This window comes from Streptomyces sp. NPDC002868, assembly GCF_055563295.1.
In genome coordinates, this window is the sequence record NZ_JBVHDR010000003.1 from 711,164 (window position 1) to 731,148 (window position 19,985).

Consider the following 19,985-nt stretch of genomic DNA (forward strand, 5'->3'; position numbering starts at 1 on the left):
GGCCGTGGTGGTGTGGCCGATGTTGGCCTTCACCGAGCCGAGGGCGGTGAAGCCCGGCCCGTCGGCGGTGCCCAACACCTGGTTGAGGGCCTTGACCTCGATCGGGTCGCCGAGGTTGGTGGCGGTGCCGTGCGCCTCCACGTACCCGATGTCGCCGGCCTCCACGCCGGCCCTGCGGTGCACCGCGCGCAGCAGTTCGGCCTGCGAGGTGGCGCTCGGCGCGGTGATGCCGTTGGTGCGGCCGTCGCCGTTGACGCCGCTGGCCCTGATCACCGCGTGGATCCGGTCGCCGTCGGCGAGCGCCGCCTTCAGACTCTTCAGCACCACCGCACCGACGCCCTCGCCGAGCACGATGCCGTCCGCCTCGGCGTCGAACGGGATGGACCGCCCGGTCGGCGAGAGCATGCCGACCCGGCTGCTCCACACCTGCATCTGCGCCGTCGTCATGACCGCCACTCCGCCCGCGATCGCCACGTCGCAGTCGCCGCCCCTGATCGCCTCGCAGGCCAGGTGAACGGCCGTCAGCGAGGAGGAGCACGCGGTGTCGACCGTCATCGTGGGGCCACTCAGGTCGAGCAGGTACGCCACCCGGGCCGCCAGGATCGCCATGCTGTTGCCGAGGAACGCCTGCCCGGTGTCCGCCTGGCCAGCCGCCCGCAGCAAGTGGTAGTAGTCACCGCCGCTGGCCCCCACATACACGCCGCACCGGCGCCGCTCCCCCGGGGTCGCGTAGCCCGCGTCCTCCAGCGCCGTCCACGCCTGCTGCAGGAACTGGCGCTGCTGCGGGTCCATCGCCTCCGCCTCCATCGGAGACAGCTGGAAGAACCGCGGGTCGAAGCCGCCGAGGTCCGGCAGCAGCGCCGCCCACTTGCTGTACGAGCGGTCCGGGACGCGGCGGTCCGGGTCGAACCAGCGGGCGCCCCAACGGGACTCCGGCACCTCGGAGATGCTGGTCCGGCCGGCGGCCAGGTTCGCCCAGAACGCGTCCAGGTTCTCGGCGTCCGGGAAGCGGCCGGCCACACCGGTGATCGCGATGCCGTCAGTGTCGTACGCCGGCCGCTGCGTCGGCTCCGCGGCCTCGCCCCGGGGCGCGAGTGGCGCGAGTGGCGCGAGTGGCGCGAGTGGCGCGAGTGGCGCGAGCTGAACAGACTGGGCGGGCTGCACGGGCTGGGGCTGTACGGGCTGGGGCTGTACGGGCTGGACAGGAGTGCCGCGCAGCGGCCGAAGGCTCACCTGTCCGGGGGTGGCAGGGGCGACGGAGACGGCAGCAGCGGCGGAGACGGCAGCGGCGACGGGCGCGGCAGGGGCAACGGGTGCGGCAGGGGCCGGCGGCGCGAGCTGCACCGGCGGTGCGGCGGGCGGTTCGGTCGCCGGCGGCGGCTCCGGCGCGGCAGACACCGGCGCGGGCGCGGGCGCAGGCGCGGGAGCGGGCGCAGGCGCGGGTGCAGGCGCGGGGGCGGGGGCAAGCGCCGAGCGGTGCAGCGCACGGGCCTGCTCGGCGGTCTCCAGGACGTGCCCCGTCAGCCGGGCCACCGTGGGGTGGTCGTAGACGGCGACCGAGTCGATGTCCAGGCCGAAGCGCTGGTTGAGGCTCCGCACGATCTCCACCGCGCCGATCGAGTCCACGCCCAGCTCGCTGAAGCTGAGCTGACGGTCGATCTCCTCCTCGGTGGCGTACACAATCGCGCAGAGCGCGTCGACCACCAGTTGCTCCACCTCTGACGGGTCGGGGAGCGCGGCCTCGGGGGCGTCGACCGGCTGCGCCGCCACCGGCACCTCGACGGGCGCGGCAGGCGTGACGACCGGCACCGCATCGGGCACGGCGACCGGCGGAGCGAGCGGTACCTCGACCGGCGCGGCAGCGGTGGCCGTCGCGCCGTAGTCGCGGACCTTGCGGAAGTGCTCCCGGACCAGGTCCAACGACCCTCCACCGAGCACCCGTTCGTGCATCCGGACCTCGCGCTCGACGACCTCCGGCAGCTGGGCGAGCAGCCGGCCGGCGAGTTCCGCCTTGACCTCGGCGACCGCCTCGGCGGGCTTGGCGGCGATCGAGCGGGCCAGGTCGAGCGCGGTCGACAGCACGTCCGCCCCCGGGACGACGGTCACCGAGGCACCGCGGCGGGCGAGTTCCTCGCCGCGGTAGCTGCGGCCGGTGAGGAACATCTCGGTTGCCAGGGTGCGGCCGAATCGCTGCTCCAGCACCAGCGTGGCGCCCATGCCGGGCGTGAAGCCGTACTTGAGGAAGTTGGCCCCGTACGAGCCCTCGTAGGCGAGCACCACCAGGTCGGCGTAGAGGCCGAAGGCGAGGCCGCCGCCGGAGGCCTGGCCGCGCATCGCGGAGACCACGGGGCGGCGGCAGCGCAGCAGGCCCTCGTAGACGAACGGGGTGTCGGTGAACCTGGTGTGCTTCTCGGCCAGCTCCTCCAAGGACTGCGGTGTCGCGCCGAGGTTGAAGACGGTCTCGGTGCCGGTGAGCACCACGGCGCGGATGTCCTCGCGGGTGTCGATCTCCGCGAAGACGGCCTCCAGACCGTGCGTGAGTCCGGCCGTGAACATGTTGCGGTGCGCGTGGTCGTGCATGGTGACCAGCGCGATCCCGTGTTCCAGGACCCGCAGGTCGACCTCGTCGCCGTGGTACGGCTCGGCCACCGCGGGGGCAGCGGGCGCGACGGGCGCGACGCCCACCGCCGGTGCGGTGACGGCGGGTTCGCCGTTGCGGCGCTGCCAGCCGCCCAGCCAGTGGCGTTCCTCGCGCAGCGGCGGGACCGGCAGCGACGCCCGGCGCGGGACCGGGCCGCTCGGCACGCAGTCCACCCACGGCACGTCGGCCCCGGCGCTCCATGCCTGCGCGACCTCCTCCAGCCGTCCGGCACGGACCAGTTCACCGAGGTCGGGGCGCGGCTCGGCGGCGTCGGCCCTCTCACGTCCCCAGTACTGGCCGGTCCCGGGGGCGGCGCCGCTCAGGTAGCGGTCGAGGGCGGCGAGCAGCTGCGCGTGGTCGGCGGCGAGGACCGCGAGGCGGCTGCTCAGCTGGTCGCGGCCGACCCGCAGGGTGTGGGCGAGGGCGGCGAGCGGGACGGTGGGCTGCCGCTCGGTGTCGAGCTGTCCGGCGAGCTGGTCGATCGACCGGTCGCCCTCGGCCGGCAGCAGCCGGCCGAGGCCGGGCCGGTTCTCGTCCAACACCTTGCGGACCAGGTCCAGGCCGGTGCGGTCCACACCGAGGTCGACCAGCGGCTCGGCCGGGTCGACGGCCTCGTCCGGGACTCCCAGCACCTGGGCGACGGCGCCGGTGAGCACCCGGCGCAGTTCCGCTGCCCCGGCGGGCGACGGCTCCGCCGACCCGTGCAGCACGGCCCTGATCCGCTCGGCGTACACCCGCAGGGCGTCCGCGTCGCGCGCCGACAGCACGATCAACTCCCGTCCGCCGCGGGCGGGCTGTTCCGCGGGGGCGCGGTACTCCTCCAGCACCAGGTGCGCGTTGGAGCCGCCCGCGCCGAAGGCGCTGACGCCGGCCCGGCGCGGGGAGCCGTCGGCCGGGGCGGGCCAGTCGGTGAGCTCGCGCTGCAGGCGGAACGGCGTGGCGGCGAGGTCGATGGCCGGGTTGACCACCTCCGCGTGCAGCGAGGGCACCAGTTGACGGTGCTTCAGCTGCAGCAGGGTCTTGGTGACGCCGGCGATTCCGGCGGCGCTCTCCAGGTGGCCGATGTTGGACTTCACCGACCCGATCGCGCAGCCGCCCGACCCGGTGTGGGCTGCGGCGAAGGCCTTGCGCAGGCCGTCGATCTCGATCGGGTCGCCGAGCGCGGTGCCGGTGCCGTGCGCCTCCAGGTAGCCGATCCCGGACGGCGGCAGGCCGGCGGCGTCCAGTGCGTCGCGGATCAGCGCGGCTTGCGAGGTGGGGCTGGGCACGGTGAAGCCGCTGGTCCGGCCGGTGTGGTTGAGCCGGGTGGCCCGGATCACCCCGTAGATGTGGTCGCCGTCGGCCTCGGCCTTCGCGAGCGGTTTGAGCAGCACCGCGCCGACGCCCTCGCCGGGCACGTAGCCGGTGCCGCCCGCGCCGAAGCTGCGGCAGCGGCCGTCGTCGGAGAGGAAGCGGCCCTGGGCGAGTTGCAGGTACTTCTGCGGGTGGGCGGCGACGTTCACCCCGCCGGCCAGCGCCGTCTCGCACTCGCCGCGGCGCAGGCTCTCCACGGCGAGGTGCAGGGCCGTCAGCGACGAGGAGCAGGCGGTGTCGACGGCCATGCTGGGGCCGGTCAGGTTGAGCGTGTACGAGACCCGGTTGGCGACGGCGGCGTGCATCGCGGTCGGCTGGACGCCGTCCTCGGCGCCCTGCACCAGTTGGTAGTGGTTCCACATCACGCCGGCGAACACGCCGACGGACGCGGCGGTGGTCCGGGACGCCGGGTATCCGGCGTCCTGCAAGGTCTGCCAGCAGGTGGTGAGGAACAGGCGTTCCTGCGGGTCCATCCGTTCGGCGTCGCGCCGGGAGATGCCGAAGAACGCCGGGTCGAAGAGGTCCATGCCGTCCAGGAACCCGCCCCAGCGGCCGTAGGTGCGGCCGGGTCGGCCGTGCTCCGGATCGTGGATCGCTGCGTGGTCCCAGCGGTCCTGCGGCACCTCGGTGATGCAGTCGCGGCCTTCGGCGAGCACCCGCCAGAACGCGTCGACGTCGGCGGCCTGCGGATACTGTCCGGCCAGGCCGATCACCGCGATGGCGTCCGGTCGGTGCCCGCTCGGCCCGGCGGCGTCCGGCTCGACGGCGTCCGGCTCGACGAGCTCGCGGTCGGCGAGCGGCAGGCGGTCGTCGGGCCGCGCGGGGTCGGCGTGGGTGACGACCAGTCGGCTGTCGTCGCCGGCCAGCGCCCGCTCGAACAGCTCGAGGCCGGTGCCGGTCGGCAGCGGGCTGGCGCCATGGGTGCGGGCGGCCCGCTCGATGACCTCGGCGTCGACCCGCATGCCGCCCTCGGCCCACAGCGGCCAGTCGACGGAGACGCTCCGGCCCGGCCGGGCCGCCAGGTAGTGGTCGAGGTAGGCGTTGGCGTAGGCGTAGTCGCTCTGGCCGGAGTTGCCGATGGCGGCGGAGAGCGAGGAGTAGGCGGCCAGGAAGTCCAGTCCGTCGGCGCGGGTCGCCTCGTCGAGGTGGCGGATGCCGGCGATCTTGGGGGCCAGCACCTCTCGGATCTGCTCGGGCCGCTTCGCCAGGAAGATGCCGTCCCGGACCACCCCGGCGCAGTGCACGACGCCGTCGATCCGGCCGTACAACTCGCGTGCGGTTGCGACCAGTTCGCGCACCTGGGTGGGGTCGGTGACATCGGCGGTCCGGTAGTGCGCGTCCGCGCCGTACCGCTGCCACTCCCGCATCCGCCCGAGCAACGCCTCGCTGGGCGCGGAGCGGCCGGACAGCAGGATGCGGGCGCGGCGGGTGCGGGCGAGGTGCTCGGCCAGCATCGGGCCGAGGCCGCCGCCCCCGCCGGTGATCAGGTAGACGCCGCGCTCGCGCAGCACCGCTTCCCCGACCGGCGCGGGGCTCTCCACCGGCTGGAAGCGCCGGGCCCGGCGCGCCCCGCCCGCGTGCCGGACCTCGCTCTCCGCGGACGGGTCGGCGGCCTCGGCGAGCAGCAGCGCGGCGAGCTCGGCGGGACCAGCGACGTCCACCTCGACGGCGCGGACGGTCAACGTCGGCAGCTCGGCCGTCACGGTGCGGCCGAGCGCGGCGACCGCCGCGTACTCCGGCTGCTGACGGTGCGCGAACAGCACCGCGCGCAGCCGGGTGGGCCGCCGTTCGCTCGCCGCCGCGCAGGCCGCCCACGCGGCGACCGCGACCTCGGCCGGGTCGGCGGCCGGCCCGCCGAGCCCGGTGGCGTCCAGCAGTGCCCAGGACCGGCCGTCACGCTCCGGCAGCGCGCTGAGCTGCGCGCCGAGCAGCGCCCGATCGCCCGGGTCGACCGCGACCACCAGCGCGCCCGCCGCGGCGGCCCATTCGGTCAGCGCGGCGAGCAGCGCCGGGTCGGCGCCGAGCACGGCGAGGTCGGTGGGCACGGTCCGCGCGGAGTGCGCGACCCGCTGCCAGACCGGGCGCAGCAACTGCGCCCGGTGCGGGCGGGCGGGCTCGGTGGGCTCGGCGGACGCGGACGCCTGCGGTGCCGGTGCGGCGGACGCGGACGCCTGCGGAACAGCCGGGGCGGGTGCGCCGTACGTCTCCTCCAGGTGGCTGGCCAGCCCGTCCACCGTGGTGTGTTCGAACAGCAGCGTCGGGTAGAGCGCGGAGCCGACAACCTCCTCGAGCTCGGTGCTGATCCGCAGCATGTCGGTGGAGGACAGGCCCATGTCGTAGAAGCCGGCCCCGTTGTCGACGGTGTCGGCGCTCCGGTCGAGTATCCGGGCGATCCGCTCGCGCAGCCAGTGCCGGTAGTCGGCGGCGGGCACGGTGACGGGCTGCGGGTCGGCGGCGGCGGGCTGCTGCGCGCCGGCCGCCTCCAGCAGCAGGTCGCGGATCGACTCGGGGCGGCGGATCCGCTTGCAGGTGAGGCGGTCGAACTCGGCGACGGTGCGGCCCTGCCGGTCGTGCAGCGAGAAGGTGCTGCGGAACAGCTCGCCGGACGCGGTGAGTTCCTCGGGCCGCGGTACGTGCACCAGGAACGTGCCGTGCAGCGGGCCGTGCGCGCGAAACCGGTCGATGAACATCGGGATGAACGGCTCGGCGGTGGTGATCTCGCGCTGCCCGTACGCGACGATGGTCGCGGCGTCCATCTTCGCCGGGTGCAGCAGGAACGCGCGGTCCTCGGCGGTCTCCGGCAGGACCAGCGAGAGTTCGGCCAGCAGGCGGCCCGGTGCGAGGTGCATCGGTCCCGCGCACTGCATGGCCGCGCCGTGCACGATCTGCCGGGAGCGCGTGTGCGCGTACATGTCCGCCATCGGCCGGGTGCGGGCCGCGCCCGCCACCAGTGCGGCGGCGTCCAGGTCCGGGACGGCGGACGGGCCGGCCGGGTGCAGTTCGGCGCGGATGTTCTCCCGCCACTCGCCGTACGGTTCGTCACCGCGAAGCCAGCGGCTGGTGCCGGTGACCGGGCGGACGCCGTCCACCGGCTCGCCGATCACCACACGGATCTCCCGGTCGTTGCCCTCGACGGTGGCGATCGCCTCGGCGAAGACGATGCCGCGCAGCTCGACGGCGGTCGGGTCCAGGCCCTGGGCCGCGAGGATCCGCAGCACGATGTCGAGGAAAGTGACTCCCGGCATCACCGACACCCCGTGCACCCGGTGGTTCTGCATGATGAAGTCGCCGTGCCGCAGCACGAGTCGACAGTCGATGGTGGGGTCGCTCATCGGTGGGTCCTCTCCGGGATGCCAAGGACGGCCCCTGCGGCGGGGTTCGCTTCGAAGCGCAGGTCGAGGATCGAGGCGGCACGGACCGGCCGCCCGGCAGTGGCGGGCGCGGCGGGCGCGGGCGACGGGGTGGCCGTGCGGTGCGCGGACGGGGCCTCCAGCCAGAGCCGGCGGCGGACGAAGACCGGCCGGGGCAGCGGGTGGCGGGTCGGCGGGTGCTCGGCGACCGTCCGCGCGTCGGGCTCGCTGACGATCAGGTGGGCGTTGGTGCCGCCGAGCCCGAAGGCGCTGACGGCGGCGACCCTGGGACGGCCGGGGTCGGGCCAGTCCCGCAGGGCGGTGTTCGGATAGAACGGGGAGTCGGCGAAGTCGAAGCGCGGGTTGGGGTTCTCGCAGTGCAGGGTCGGCGCGAGTTGACGGTTCCTCAGCGCCAGTACCGCCTTGACCAGCCCGGCCGCGCCGGCCGCGCTGAGCAGGTGGCCGATGTTGGATTTGACGCTGCCGATCGCGCAGAAGCCTCGCGCGTCGGTGGTCTCCCGGTAGACGTCGGTGAGCGCCCGCAGCTCGATCGGGTCGCCGATCATCGTGCCCGTACCGTGCGCCTCGACCATGCCGACCCGTTCCGCGGACATTCCCGCGGTGGCCAGCGCACGGCGGATCGCCTTGGCCTGGGCGACCGGGTTCGGGGTGGTCAGGCCCATGGTGCGGCCGTCGTTGTTGACGGCCACCGCGTCGACCACCGCGAGCACCCGGTCACCGTCCTCGATCGCCCGGGCGAGCGGCTTGAGCAGCACCAGGCCGCAGCCCTCGCCGGGCACGAAGCCGTCGGCGTCCCGGTCGAAGGTGGCGCACCGTCCGGTCGGCGAGAGCGCCCGGACGGCGCTGAACTCCAGGTAGGGGCGCTCGTCCAGCAGGATGTCCACGCCGCCGGCGATCGCCAGTTCGGACTCGCCCTCCAGCAGGCTGCGGCAGGCGAGTTGGACCGCGGCGAGGGCGGAGGAGCAGGCGCTGTCGACGACCAGGTTCGGGCCGTGCAGGTCGAAGTGGTGGGCGACCCGGGCGGCGACGAAGTTCTGGTCGCCGCCGAGCGCGGCCGCGCCGGAGCGCAGGCCTATCCGCCGGCCGTAGTCGCCGAGCCGGGCGCCGACGAACACCCCGACCTCGCGGCCTTGCAGCTCCTCGGTCCGGTACCCCGCGTCGGCGAGACAGTTGACGGTCCCTTCGAGGACCAGCCGGACCGCCGGGTCGAGGCAGCGGGCCTCTTCCTCGGTCATCCCGAACCACTCCGGGTCGAAGTCCTCGATGCCGTCGACGAAACCGCCCCACCGGCTGATGCTGCTGCCGATCCGGTGTTCCGGCCGGTACAGCGCCCGATGGTCCCAGCGGCTCGGCGGGATCTCGGTGATGCAGTCCCGGCCCGCCGCCAGGGCGGCCCAGAAGGCGTCGGGGTCGGGGGCGCCGGGGAACCTGCAGTCCAGGCCGATGATCGCGATCCTGCGGTCGACAGGTTCCTGCGATGCGACCGGAAGCGCGACCGGAACCGGGACCGGGACCGGGGCGGGCTGAGTGACCGCCGTCGGGGGAGCGGCGGGCGCATGTCCGCGAGCTGACGGGATGTCGACGGCCGTGCGGTCCAGTCCGGCCTTCCGGAGGTGTGCGGCGAGCCGTTCGAGGGTCTGGTGCTCCAGCAGCACGGCCGGCTCCAGGCTGCTGCCGGTCTGCTGCTCGATCAGTTCGACGAGTTCGCCGAGCATCACCGACTCCACGCCCAGGTCGGCGAACGGCGCGGTGGCGTCGAGGTCGGGCAGCGGGATCCCCAGCGCCTCGGAGAACAGTGTGAGCAGCCAGTCCGGCGGCGCGTCGGAGGGCGTCGGGGCAGCCGTGGCCGACGGTGCGTCGACGGGCGCTGCCGCTGCGCGGTTCGCGTGCAGCAGGGTCGCCGGGTCGAAGCGTCCGGGCAGCGGGACGGCGGGCAGCAGCTGGGCGGGCAGCGTGCCGGTGAGGACAGCTTCGAGTACCCGCAGCCCCTCCTCGACGGTGATCGCGTCCAGCCCGGCGGGCGCGCAGCCGTCCGGCTGGTCGGCGCCCATGCCGGTGCCGAGCCAGGTCGGCCAGTGCACGCTGTGGAAGCGGGTGCGGCCGGTGCGGGTCCGGTCGGCGAGGTACTCCAGGTGCGCGTTGGCGGCGGCGTAGTCGGTGACGCCCGCGCCGAGACGGGGAACCAGGGTGCTGGCAGAGGACATCAGGACGAAGAACTCGGGCTGGACGGCGGCGCACAGACGTACCAGCAGCTCGATGCCCGCCGTCTTCGGCTCGAACACCTCGGCGATGTCCGCGACCGCCTTGTGGACGAAGGAGGGCCGTCCCCGGCTGGGCAGTCCGGCGCAGTGCACCACGCCCTCGATCGGGCCGAGCGAGCTGCGGACCTGGGCGAGGAACGCGCCGAGCCCGGCCTCGGTGGCGGGGGCCTCGCCGTGCAGCATCACCTGGGCGCCGGCCCGTTCCAGCGCCTGCACGTTGCGCACCGCGATCGCCTCACGGTCCGTCAGCTCGGGCGCCGCCCAGCGGTGGCGCGGCGGCAGCGGGTGGGCGGCGGTCAGGGCGAGGCGGCGAGCGCCCCGTTCCACGAGGCGGCGGGCGACCTCGGCGCCGATGCCCCGGGTGCCGCCGGTGACCAGGTAGACCTTGGCCGGGTCGGCCAGGAACTCGGCGTGGGCCGGAACCCGCACCGGTTCCAGCACGGGCGCCAGCCGCTCGCCGCCGCGGTGCCTGACCTCGGCGGTGGGCTCGTAGCCCGCCCATTCGGCGAGCAGTTGCCGGGCCAGTTCGGCGGGCCCGGCGTCGCTCTCGACGACGGTGGCGCGGACGGTGCGGTACTCCGCGCCGAGCAGCCGCACCACGCCCGCCAGGCGGCGGCCGTCCGCGCCGCAGCGGTCGCGCACCGCGTGCACGATCCGCAACGGGATGCCGGGGCGGCGGACCAGCAGACGCTGCAGGGCGCCGAGTCGGGCCGTCCAAGGGCCGGGATCGAGGACAGGGCGGTCGAGTTCGCTCAGGTCGAGCCAGCCGGTGAGGTCGGGGTGCCGGTCGGCGAGGCTGTCCAGCAGGGCGATCGCGTCCCGCTCGCCGGTGAACCCGGCGTCGCCGTCGGCGGGCCCGCCCTCGCGGACCAGGATCACCCGGTCGCGCCCGAAGGCCTCGGCCACCTGCCGGGCGGCCTCCCGGGAGCAGTCGGTGTACAGGCAGACGATCCGTCCGGTCACCGGCTCGGGCCGGGGCTGCGCGGCGCTCCGCCAGCTCTTGGTGAAGAGCAGGGGCTGCCGCCCGTCGGGCTCCTGCACGGGTGGAGCCTCCACGATCATCGCGGGCTCGGGCCAGTAGCGTCCGCGGGCGAACGGATAGCTGGGGGCGGCGGCCCAGCGGGGCCGGTCGCCGGTGTGCAGGCGGGACCAGTCGACCCGGCCGCCGGACGTCCAGTGCCGGGCGAGCGAGAGCAGGTCACGGTACGAGCCGTCGACGGGGTGCGGTCCGGCGGGGGCGTCGGCCCCCGGCGTGCGGCCGCGGACCACCCCGCCGCTGTCGCCGTCAAGGAAGCGCAGCAGTTTCCCGCGCAGCTCGGCCGGGTCGGCGGCAACGACGGCGAGGCGTTCGCGCAGCGGTTCGCGACCGGACTGCGCGGTGTGCGCGAGGTCGGCGAACGGCGGCAGCTCCGGACGGGTCAGGAACTCGGTCCAGCGGACCGCGAGTTCGGTGAGCCGCTGCTCGTCTCGGGCAGACAGCACGAACAGCTGCGGGCCGGCCGGGCGAACCACCTCGGCGGGCGGATCCGGCAGGTACTCCTCGATCACCAGGTGGGCGTTGGCCCCGCCCGCGCCGAACGCGCTCAGTCCGGCCCGGCGCGGCGCCGGGGCGCCGTCGGCGGCGCGGCGGACGGGCCACGGCGCGGCCTCGTGCTGGACGGTGAACGGGCTGCGCACCCAGTCGATGTCGGGGTTGAGCTGCTCGGCGTGCAGCGAGGGCACGAGCCTGCGGTGCCGCAGTTGCAGCAGCACCTTGGTGAGTCCGGCCAGCCCGGCGGCGGCCTCCAGGTGACCGATGTTGGACTTCACCGAGCCGATCGGGCACGTCCCCGCCTCGACCCCGGCGAACGCCCGGGCCAGGCCGTTGATCTCCACGGGGTCACCGAGCGCGGTGCCGGTGCCGTGCGCCTCCAGGTAGCCGATGCTGCTCGCCTCGACGCCCGCGTCGCGCAGCGCCGCGGCCGCCAACTCTCCCTGGGCGACCGGGTTCGGCACCATGTAGCCGCTGGTGCGGCCGCCGTGGTTGACGGCGGTGCCGCGGATCACGCCGTGGATCCGGTCGCCGTCGGCGAGCGCCCGGGCCAGCGGTTTCAGCAGTACCACGCCGACGCCCTCGCCGGGCGTGAAGCCGTCGCCACCGGCGCCGAAGCTGCGGCAGCGGTGGTCGGTGGACGCCATGCGCAGCCGGTGCTGCTGGCGGAACTTGTGCGGGTGCGCGGACAGGTTGACGCCTCCGACCAGCGCGGCCTCGCACTCGCCCTGGCGAAGCGCGCGGACGGCCAGGTGAATGGCCGTCAGGGAGGCCGAGCACATGGTGTCGACGGTCAGGCTGGGGCCGTTCAGGTCCAGGAAGTACGAGACCCGGTTGGCGATCCCCGCGAGCGCGGATCCGGTGTCGGCGGCCGGGCCGACGAGTGACTGCTCGACGCCGAGGAAGGGGTACTCGTTGTACATCGCGCCCGCGAACACGCCGACCCGTCCGCCGTGCTGCTCACGCAGCCGGGCCCGGGTGTAGCCGGCGTCCTCCAGCGCCTCCCAGGCGACCTCGAGGAAGAGTCGTTCCTGCGGGTCCATCAGGACCGCGTCGCGCGGGGAGATGGCGAAGAACAGCGGGTCGAACCTGTCGATGCCGTCCAGGAACGCGCCCCACATCAGGTCCACGGGCCAGCCCGGCCGGTGCCGGTCGGAGGGCAGCGGCCCGATCGCGTCGTAGCCCTGCTCCAGCAGCTGCCAGAACCGGTCCAGGTCCGCCGCCTTCGGGTAGCGGCCGGCCAGGCCGACGACGGCGATCGCCGTGTCCTCGGGCCGGTTCTCGGCAGGTTCGCGCCGGCCGGCGGTGGCCTCGGTCCTGGCGGGCTGCCAGGGGCCGTCGGCGCGGACGGCGAGTTCGGCGGCGATGCCGGCCAGGTCCTGGTGCTCGAAGAACAGGGTGCGGGAGACGGGCTCGGCGAAGTCCTCGGCGAGGCGGGCGTTCAGCAGCCCGACCACGTACGAGGTGAGGCCGTAGTGCTCCAATTGCACCTGCGGGTCGAGCCGTTCGACGGGGATGCCGGACGCCTCGGCGTAGACGGCGAGCACGTACTGCTGGACGGCGTCGGGCACCTCGGCAACGGGTGCGGGCGCAGCCACGGGCGCCGGCGCTTCCATGGTCGCGGGGCGCGCGGGCTCGGTCAGGCGGTACTCCTCCCCCGCGAACACCGTGCCCGGCAGCGGCACCCGGCGGCGGCCGGGCGACCACAGGGTGTGCCAGGCGACGGGTGCTCCCCGCAGCCACCCCGCGGCCGCGGCGTCGGCGTGCGCCGGGACCAGCTCGGCCACCGGACGGCTGGGCTTCACCACCGCGTCCGCCAGCGACGGGGCGGTCCGCCCAGCCGCGAACTCCCGCAGCGCGGCGCGCACTTCGGCGAGGTCGGAGGTCACCACGGCGAGGCGGTGCGGCATAGGGACGCGGCCGTCCTGCAAGGTGAACGCCAGGTCGGCGAGAGCCGGCGACGCGCCGTTCTCCAGGTACGCGGCGAACCTTTCGGCGGCGAGCCGCAGGCCGTCGGCGGAGCCGGCGGACAGCACCACCGCCTGCCGGCCGGGCGCGTACCCGTGGGCAGTGGCGGCGGCCGCGGGCCCGCCGTCGGCGGCGGACGGTGCGGCCCGCAGCACCGCGTGGGCGTAGGCGCCGGAGGCGCCGACCGCGTTGACCACGGCGCGGCGGGGGGTCGCGGCCGACGGCCAGTCGACGAGCTGCTCGGGGACCCGCAGCGGCAGGTCGTCCCAGTCGACAAGGTCGCTGCGCCGCTCCGCGGTGAGCGTCGGGGCGATCCGGCCGTGCTCGAACTGGAGCAGCACTTTGAGCAGTTGGGACAGACCCGAGGCGGACTCCAGGTGGCCGATGTTCGGCTTCACCGTCCCGGCCAGCACCGGGTTGCCCGCGAACACCGTGGCGAGTGCCTCGAGTTCGGCGGCATCGGCTACCCCCGCTCCGGCCACCGCGAGTTCCACGTAGTCGACCTGGGCGGGCGTGATCCCGGCCCGGTCCAGGGCCGTGCCGACCGAGCCGGCCAGCGCCTGCGGGTTGGGCACGCCGAAGCGTCCGCCGCCGCCGGCATGTCCGATCCAGGTGGCCTCCAGCACGCCCCGGACACGGTCGCCGTCCCGGTCGGCGGCCGCCGCCGGGCGCAGCAGGACGGCGGCCACGCCTTCGCCGGGGCACCAGCCGGAGCTGTCGGCGGCGAAGGCCCGGACCGGTCCGCCCTCGGCGAGCAGTCCTGCCTCGGCGAGCAGGGCGAGGTGGTACGGGTGGGCGACCAGGTTGACCGCGCCGACCACGGCAGCGTCGCACTCGCCGCGCCGTAGGGCCTCGGCGGCGAGATGGAGGGCCGTCAGGGAGGAGGAGCAGGCGGTGTCGACGGCGACGCTCGGGCCGTCGAAGCCGAAGTGGTGCGAGATCCGGCCGGGTATGTCGCCGGCCAGGGCGGCGACCCGGGCGGCGGCGTCGGCGTCCCAGGTCTCCTTGCCGCTGTGCTGGTGGTCGTGCCACATGGCCGCGGTGAACACGCCGACCCGGGGCGCGGTGGCGCGCAGCGATTCAGCGGTGTGACCGGCGTCCTCCAGGCAGGTCCAGACGGTCTGCAGCAGCAGCCGTAGCTGCGGGTCGAGCGCGGCGGCCTCGACCGGGGCAACCCGGAAGTGCAGGCTGTCGAACCTGTCGATGTCGGTGAGGAAGCCGCCGTGCAGTCCGGCGGGCAGCCGGCCGTCCTCGGCGACGCCCCGCCCGGCGGGCAGCGGGCCGACGGCGCACTGACCGGTGCGGAGTTGCCGCCAGTACTCCCCCAGGTCCTCGGCGCCGGGGAAGCGCCCGGCCATGCCGACCACCGCGACCTCGGCGGGCTTCGGCTCCGCGCCGGCCGCGGCCCGCGCGGGCTGCTCGGCGAAGGGTGGCCGCAGTTCGGCGGTGCCGGTCCGGTCGACACCGCCGCCCATGAAGGAGTGCAGGAAGACGTGGCCGTCGTCGAGGGCGAACTGGTCGCGGATGTCGTCGAAGGTCAGCGTGCCGACCGGGCAGAGCCCGATGCCGCAGGCCGCCTGACCGGTCATCAGCAGTTGCCCGATGTACCCGGCCTCCAGCATCAGGAAGCGCTCGGCGACCTCCTGGTAGAGCGGGGCGATGCCGCGGGTCTGGCCGATCAGGAAGATCCCGAACGCGGACCCGTCGAACACCGGCCGGTTGTAGTAGAAGTGCACGGCGCGGTCGATCCGCGGCTCGGCGTGGACCAGTTCCAGCGCGTGCCCGCGCGGGTCGTAGTAGTAGATGCCGCCGGCCAGCCCGTCGACGGCGTCCGGCTTGACATGCACGTACGCCTGCACCGAATAGGTGTCCCCGGCCGACGGGTACAGGCGGCGGGTGCCGCCCTCCGCCGGGGCCTCGCGCAGCAGGCCGAGCAGCCGGGTGAGCGCCTCGGCCGGCAACGGGGTGTCCCGGTAGTCGCGGCGGCTGCCGCGCCAGTCGTAGTACGCGGGGTGGACCGTCGCTTCCGGCAGCGCGACGCGCTGTGCGCCGGGCGCGGGGCGGCGCAGGTTCCAGGAGGCGGCCTTGAACGCGTCCCGCTCCTGCGGCGAGAACATGTCGACGGTGCCGGGGCCCGTCTCCGGTTCCGGCACGGCGGGGGCGGCGGCCGGTTCGGGCTGGGCCTGAAGGCCGAGGCGGTCAGCGAGGATCCGGGCGATGCCGGCGGCGGTCGGCTCGGAGATCAGCGCCGAGACCGGCACCCGCTGCCGGTACTGCTGACGCAGCCCGGCCGAGACCTGGACCATGGTGAAAGAGGTTGCGCCCTGGTCCCAGAGGTCCCGCGCCTGGTCGACGGTGTCGACGCCGAGGTGGCGGGCGAACATGGCCGCGACCTCCTCGGCCAGCCCGGCCGCGGCCGCGGCCGGGGGACCTGGTGCGGGTGCGGGCGGTACCTCGAGGGCGGCTTCGGTGACCGGAGTCGACGGTGCCTCGGGTTCGACGAGCGGTGCGGTGTCCAGCGGCCAGGGCAGCGCCTCGCGGTCCAGCTTGCCGTTGGCGGTGGCCGGGAAGGACGGCAGCAGCGCCACGAAGTTCGGCACCATGTACCCGGGCAGGGCCTCGGCGGTGTGCGCGCGCAGCTCGGCGGCGGTGACGGCGGGGGCTGCCGGGTCGGTGATGACGTAGGCGACGAGTTTGGCGTCGCCGCCGGGCGGTTCGTTGTCGCGCAGCACGGCGACGGCCTCCTGCACGGCGGGGTGCGCGCGCAGGCGGTGCTCGACCTCGCCGAGTTCGACCCGGTGGCCGCGGATCTTCACCTGGCGGTCGCCGCGCCCGGCGATCTGCAGGTTGCCGTCGGGGAGCCAGAGCGCCCGGTCCCCGGTGCGGTACATCCGCTCGCCGGGGGTGCCGGCGAACGGGTCCGGCAGGAACAGACGGGCCGTCAGTTCCGACTGGTTGCAGAAGCCGACTGCCAGGCATTCGCCGCCGGTGTACAGGTCGCCCTCGACGCCGATCGGGCAGGGCTCGAGGCGTTCGTCGAGCACGTAGTGCCGGGTGTTGTCGATCGGCTTGCCGTAGGGGATGCTGCGCCACCCGGGGTCGACGCCGGTCACCCGGTAGATGTTCGACCAGACGGTGGTCTCGGTGGGCCCGCCCATGGCGATGGTCTCGGCGTTCGGAAACGCCTCGCGGATCGCACCGGGCAGGGACAGCGGGATGAAGTCGCCGGCCAGCGCGACGATCCGCAGGTGCGCGGCGGCGGGGTCGCCGGTGTCGGGGGTGAGCAGCGGGATGAGCTGGTGCAGGGTGGTGGGTGCCGAGTTCCAGAGCGTGATCGGCTCGGAGAGCAGGACGTCGAGCAGCAGTTCCGGGTCGCGCTGCTGGGTCTCGTCGGCGAGGTAGACGCCCGCGCCGCCGCCGAGCAGGCCGAGCATGTCGAAGACGGAGAGGTCGAAGCTGAGCGAGGTGACGGCGAGTCCGATGTCGGACGGCCGCAGCTCGAAGGTGCGGTGGCAGAAGTTCAGCAGGTTGCGCACCGAGCGGTGGGCGACCTGGACACCCTTGGGGGTGCCGGTGGAGCCGGAGGTGAAGATGACGTACGCGGTGTCGTCCCGGGTGCTGCGGGTCTCCGGGTCGTCCTCGCGGGCGGCGGGCCCGGTGATCGCCGGGTCGCTGTCGGTCTCGAGGGCGGTGACCCCGGCGGGCAGCGGCACGGCGAGGGTGTCGGAGGTGGTCAGCACGGTGGTGGCCCGGGCGAGTTCGAGCATCGCGGCGACCCGGGCGCCGGGCAGCGCGGGGTCGATCGGCAGGTAGCCGGCGCCGGCCTTGAGGATGCCGTAGAGGGCGGCGACCATCTCGGGTGTGCGCCGGATCCGCACGCCGACCAGCTGCTGCGGGCCGACGCCTGCGGCGATCAGACGGTGGGCGATCCGGTTCGCGCGGCGGTTGAGTTCCCCGTAGGTCATGGTGCCGCCGCGCCAGCGCAGGGCCACCGCTTCGGGAGCACTGACGGCCTGACGCTGGAACATCAGGTGCACGGGGCCGTCGTCGGGCACCGGGACGCTGGTCTCGTTCCAGGTGTACAACACGGTGTGCCGTTCCTCCGCCGTGAGCCCGCCGGTGGGGGGTTCGGCCCAGGTGGCGTCGTCGGCGAGCAGCCGCAGGTCGTTCTCGAAGGCGGCGAACATCTGCTCGGAGAGGCCGGCCGGGAAGTCGGCGTCGACGATGTCCCAGCAGTAGCGCAGTTCGTCGCCCTCGGCGACGGCGACGCTGTCCAGGGCGCAGCCGGGGGTGCTGGTCAGCCATTCGCCCTGGCGGACGCCGTCCGGCAGCGGCCGGTCGGTGAGGTCGACGAGGGCGGTGTAGACCACGGGGTAGGCGGCGTCGCTGCCGCGGAGCACCTGGCGGCGCATCTCGCCGAGGCCGCCGGAGCCGCCCTCGGCGAGGTCGGCGTCGAGGACGCGGCGGTAGCGGACCGCGGTGGCGGTGAGCGGGAGCTCGGCGGGCGCGGCGGTGACCCAGGTCATGAAGGAGTGCTCGCCCGGGCGGGCGGCCTCGGCGCTCTCCGGCCAGAGCACCACGGGCAGTGCGTAGGGCTGTTCGGTGCGGCTGGAGACGGCCCGGGTGAGCGCGGCGAGCAGCAGGTCGTCGGGGTGCAGGCCGTACTCGGCGGCCCGGCGGACCAGCCGGCGGTAGCCGTCGATCCGGCCGGCCAGGCGGGTGCGGCCGCGGCCGGCCTGGGCGGGGCCGCCGGGCGGGGCGAGTTGCGGTCCGGCGGGCAGTTCGGCGAGCCGCTCGCGCCAGTAGAGGGCTTGCTCGGCGGCGGGGCTCGCGGGGACCGGGTCGGATCCGGCCGGTACGGGCCGGGCGGCCGGGTCGGCGTACAGCCGCCACAGGTCGCGGAACAGGCGGTGGATGCTCAGGCCGTCGGCGACCAGCAGGTCGAAGGCGCAGTGCACGACGCAGGACCCGCCGTCGTCGCGGGTCACCCGCACGTCGAACAGCGGCCAACTGCCGAGCGGAAACGCCCGGTTGGTCATCTCCTCGCGGATCACTGCGCGCAGCGCGGGGTGCGCGGCCGGGTCGCCGGCCTGGATCACCGGAACGGACCACTGCTCAGGACCGTGCTGACGGACCCTCACTCCGTCGGCGGCGAAAGCGGTGCGCAGTACCGCGTGGCCGTCGACCAGGCGGCGCAGCGCGTCGGCGAGTGCCTCGAGGTCGAGTGCGTCGACCTCGAAGCTCTGGTAGCACTGGCAGCCCTCGGTGGGCCCGTCGCCGGGGACCGTGCGGGCGACCATGTACGCCTCCTGGAGGGCGCGGGGCGGCCGCGGGTCCAGGGCGGCTTCGGTACAGGCGGCGGTCAGGGCGTTGCCGAAGGCGGCGAAGGCGGTCTCGACGGCGCCGGGGGCGAACCGGGTGGGGTCGATGTCCCAGCGGTAGCGCAGTGCGCCGTCCTGCTCCCACATCTGGTGGTCGAGGGCGACGTCGGCGGTCTGGCTGACGCCGTACTCGATGACCGCGCCGAAGCCGCCGGCGACGCCGGGCGGCGGGCCGACGTTGAGCAGGCTGGTGAAGACGACGGCGGGCGCAGGCAGGCCGGTGCGCTGTTCGCGCAGCGCCTCGATGCCGGAGACCAGGCCGTGCCGCAGGTGTTCGCCGAGGCGGGCGTGCACCGCGGCCGCCTGCTCGTCGAGGGTCTCGTCGGCCTCGCGTTCCAGGACCAGGACCGCGGTCGAGGTGAACGGGCCGACCAGGTGGGGAGTTTCTGTGGGCAGGTACGGGCGGCTGCTGGTGGTGACCACCAGGGCGGTGCGCTGCTGCGGGTGCCGGCGGTCCAGCGCCTCGGCGAACAGGGCGAGCACCAGGGCGGTCGGCGAGACGCCGAGCCGGACGGCCCGCGCGGTCAGAGCCTGCCACTGGGCGGCGGGCAGTACGGCGTCCAGCGGGCGGCGTTCGCGGCAGCCGCCGACGGGGGCGGGGGCGGAGACCGGGGCGACCAGCCCGGGCCCGGCCGGCAGCTCGGCCAGTTCGGCGGCCCAGTAGTCGCGATCCGCTCGGTGGGCGTCCGTGCCGCGTTCGGCGAGCAGAGCGGGCACCAGTTCGGCGACGGACGGTCCGGCGGCGGGCAGCGGCTGCTCGGGGCGGTGGTAGCGCTGGTGCCACTGCTGGAGCAGCACCGCGTAGCCGTGGCCGTCGGTGATCAGGGTGTCCAGGCTCAGGTGGACGATGTCGGGGCCGGTTCCGGTGCGGGTGACCTCGATGGCGAACAGCGGCCATTCGCCGGGCCGGTAGCAGCGGTGCGAGAGGCGGGCGCGGACGGTGTCGCGGTCCTCCGCGCCGCCGGGTCGGTGCACGGGCAGCTGCCAGTCGTCGGCTGCCGGCCGGATGTGCTGCCGCCCGTCGTCGTCGACGACCGCGCGGAGCATGCCGTGCTGGTCGATCAGGTCCTGCCAGGCCTGCCGCAGCCGGTCAGGGTCGAGGTCGGAGACGGCGAACTCGCGGTACAGGTGGCAGCCGACCGCCTCACCGCCCAGGTCGCTGCACTTGGCGACCAGGTAGGACTGCTGCAGGTCGGTGACCGGGAACGGCTCCCGCTCGTCGGCGCGGACCTCGGCGGCCGGTCGCGGGGCGGTCTCGGCGGTCTTCGCCGCCACCCTCGCGATGAGCTCGTCGAGGGTGGCGGCGGCGAGCCAGGCCGGTGGCAGGTCGAGGCCGAACTCGCGCCGTACGCCCGCCCACAGTCGGGTCAGCGCCAGCGAGGTGAGGCCCCAGTCGGCCAGTCCGCCCGGCGGCAGTGGTTCCGCTCCGTCCGGGCGCACCTCGGCCAGTATCCGGTGCAGGATCCGGACAGCCGTCAT

2 protein-coding genes (1 of these 2 cut by a window edge) are annotated in these 19,985 nt (G+C 74.9%); both read right to left on the minus strand.

Annotated features, from left to right (window positions below; translation table 11 throughout):
* A protein-coding gene (locus ACZ3H8_RS13865; RefSeq protein ID WP_467401216.1) for an SDR family NAD(P)-dependent oxidoreductase crosses the window boundary here: on the minus strand, positions 1 to 7,326 show its beginning. It extends 14,208 nt beyond the left edge of the window; the window shows 7,326 of its 21,534 coding nt (coding positions 1-7,326); it begins with the start codon at positions 7,324 to 7,326; the stop codon falls past the left edge of the window.
* Complete coding sequence (locus ACZ3H8_RS13870; RefSeq protein WP_467401219.1) at positions 7,323 to 19,985, minus strand: amino acid adenylation domain-containing protein; 12,663 nt, start codon at positions 19,983 to 19,985, stop codon at positions 7,323 to 7,325. The genes ACZ3H8_RS13865 and ACZ3H8_RS13870 overlap by 4 nt, the downstream gene beginning before the upstream one ends.

Bases quoted from the DNA above. Each gene is read 5' to 3' on its own strand.
- ACZ3H8_RS13870 (WP_467401219.1), bottom strand. From the start codon at position 19,985: ATGACGGCTGTCCGGATCCTGCACCGGATACTGGCCGAGGTGCGCCCG.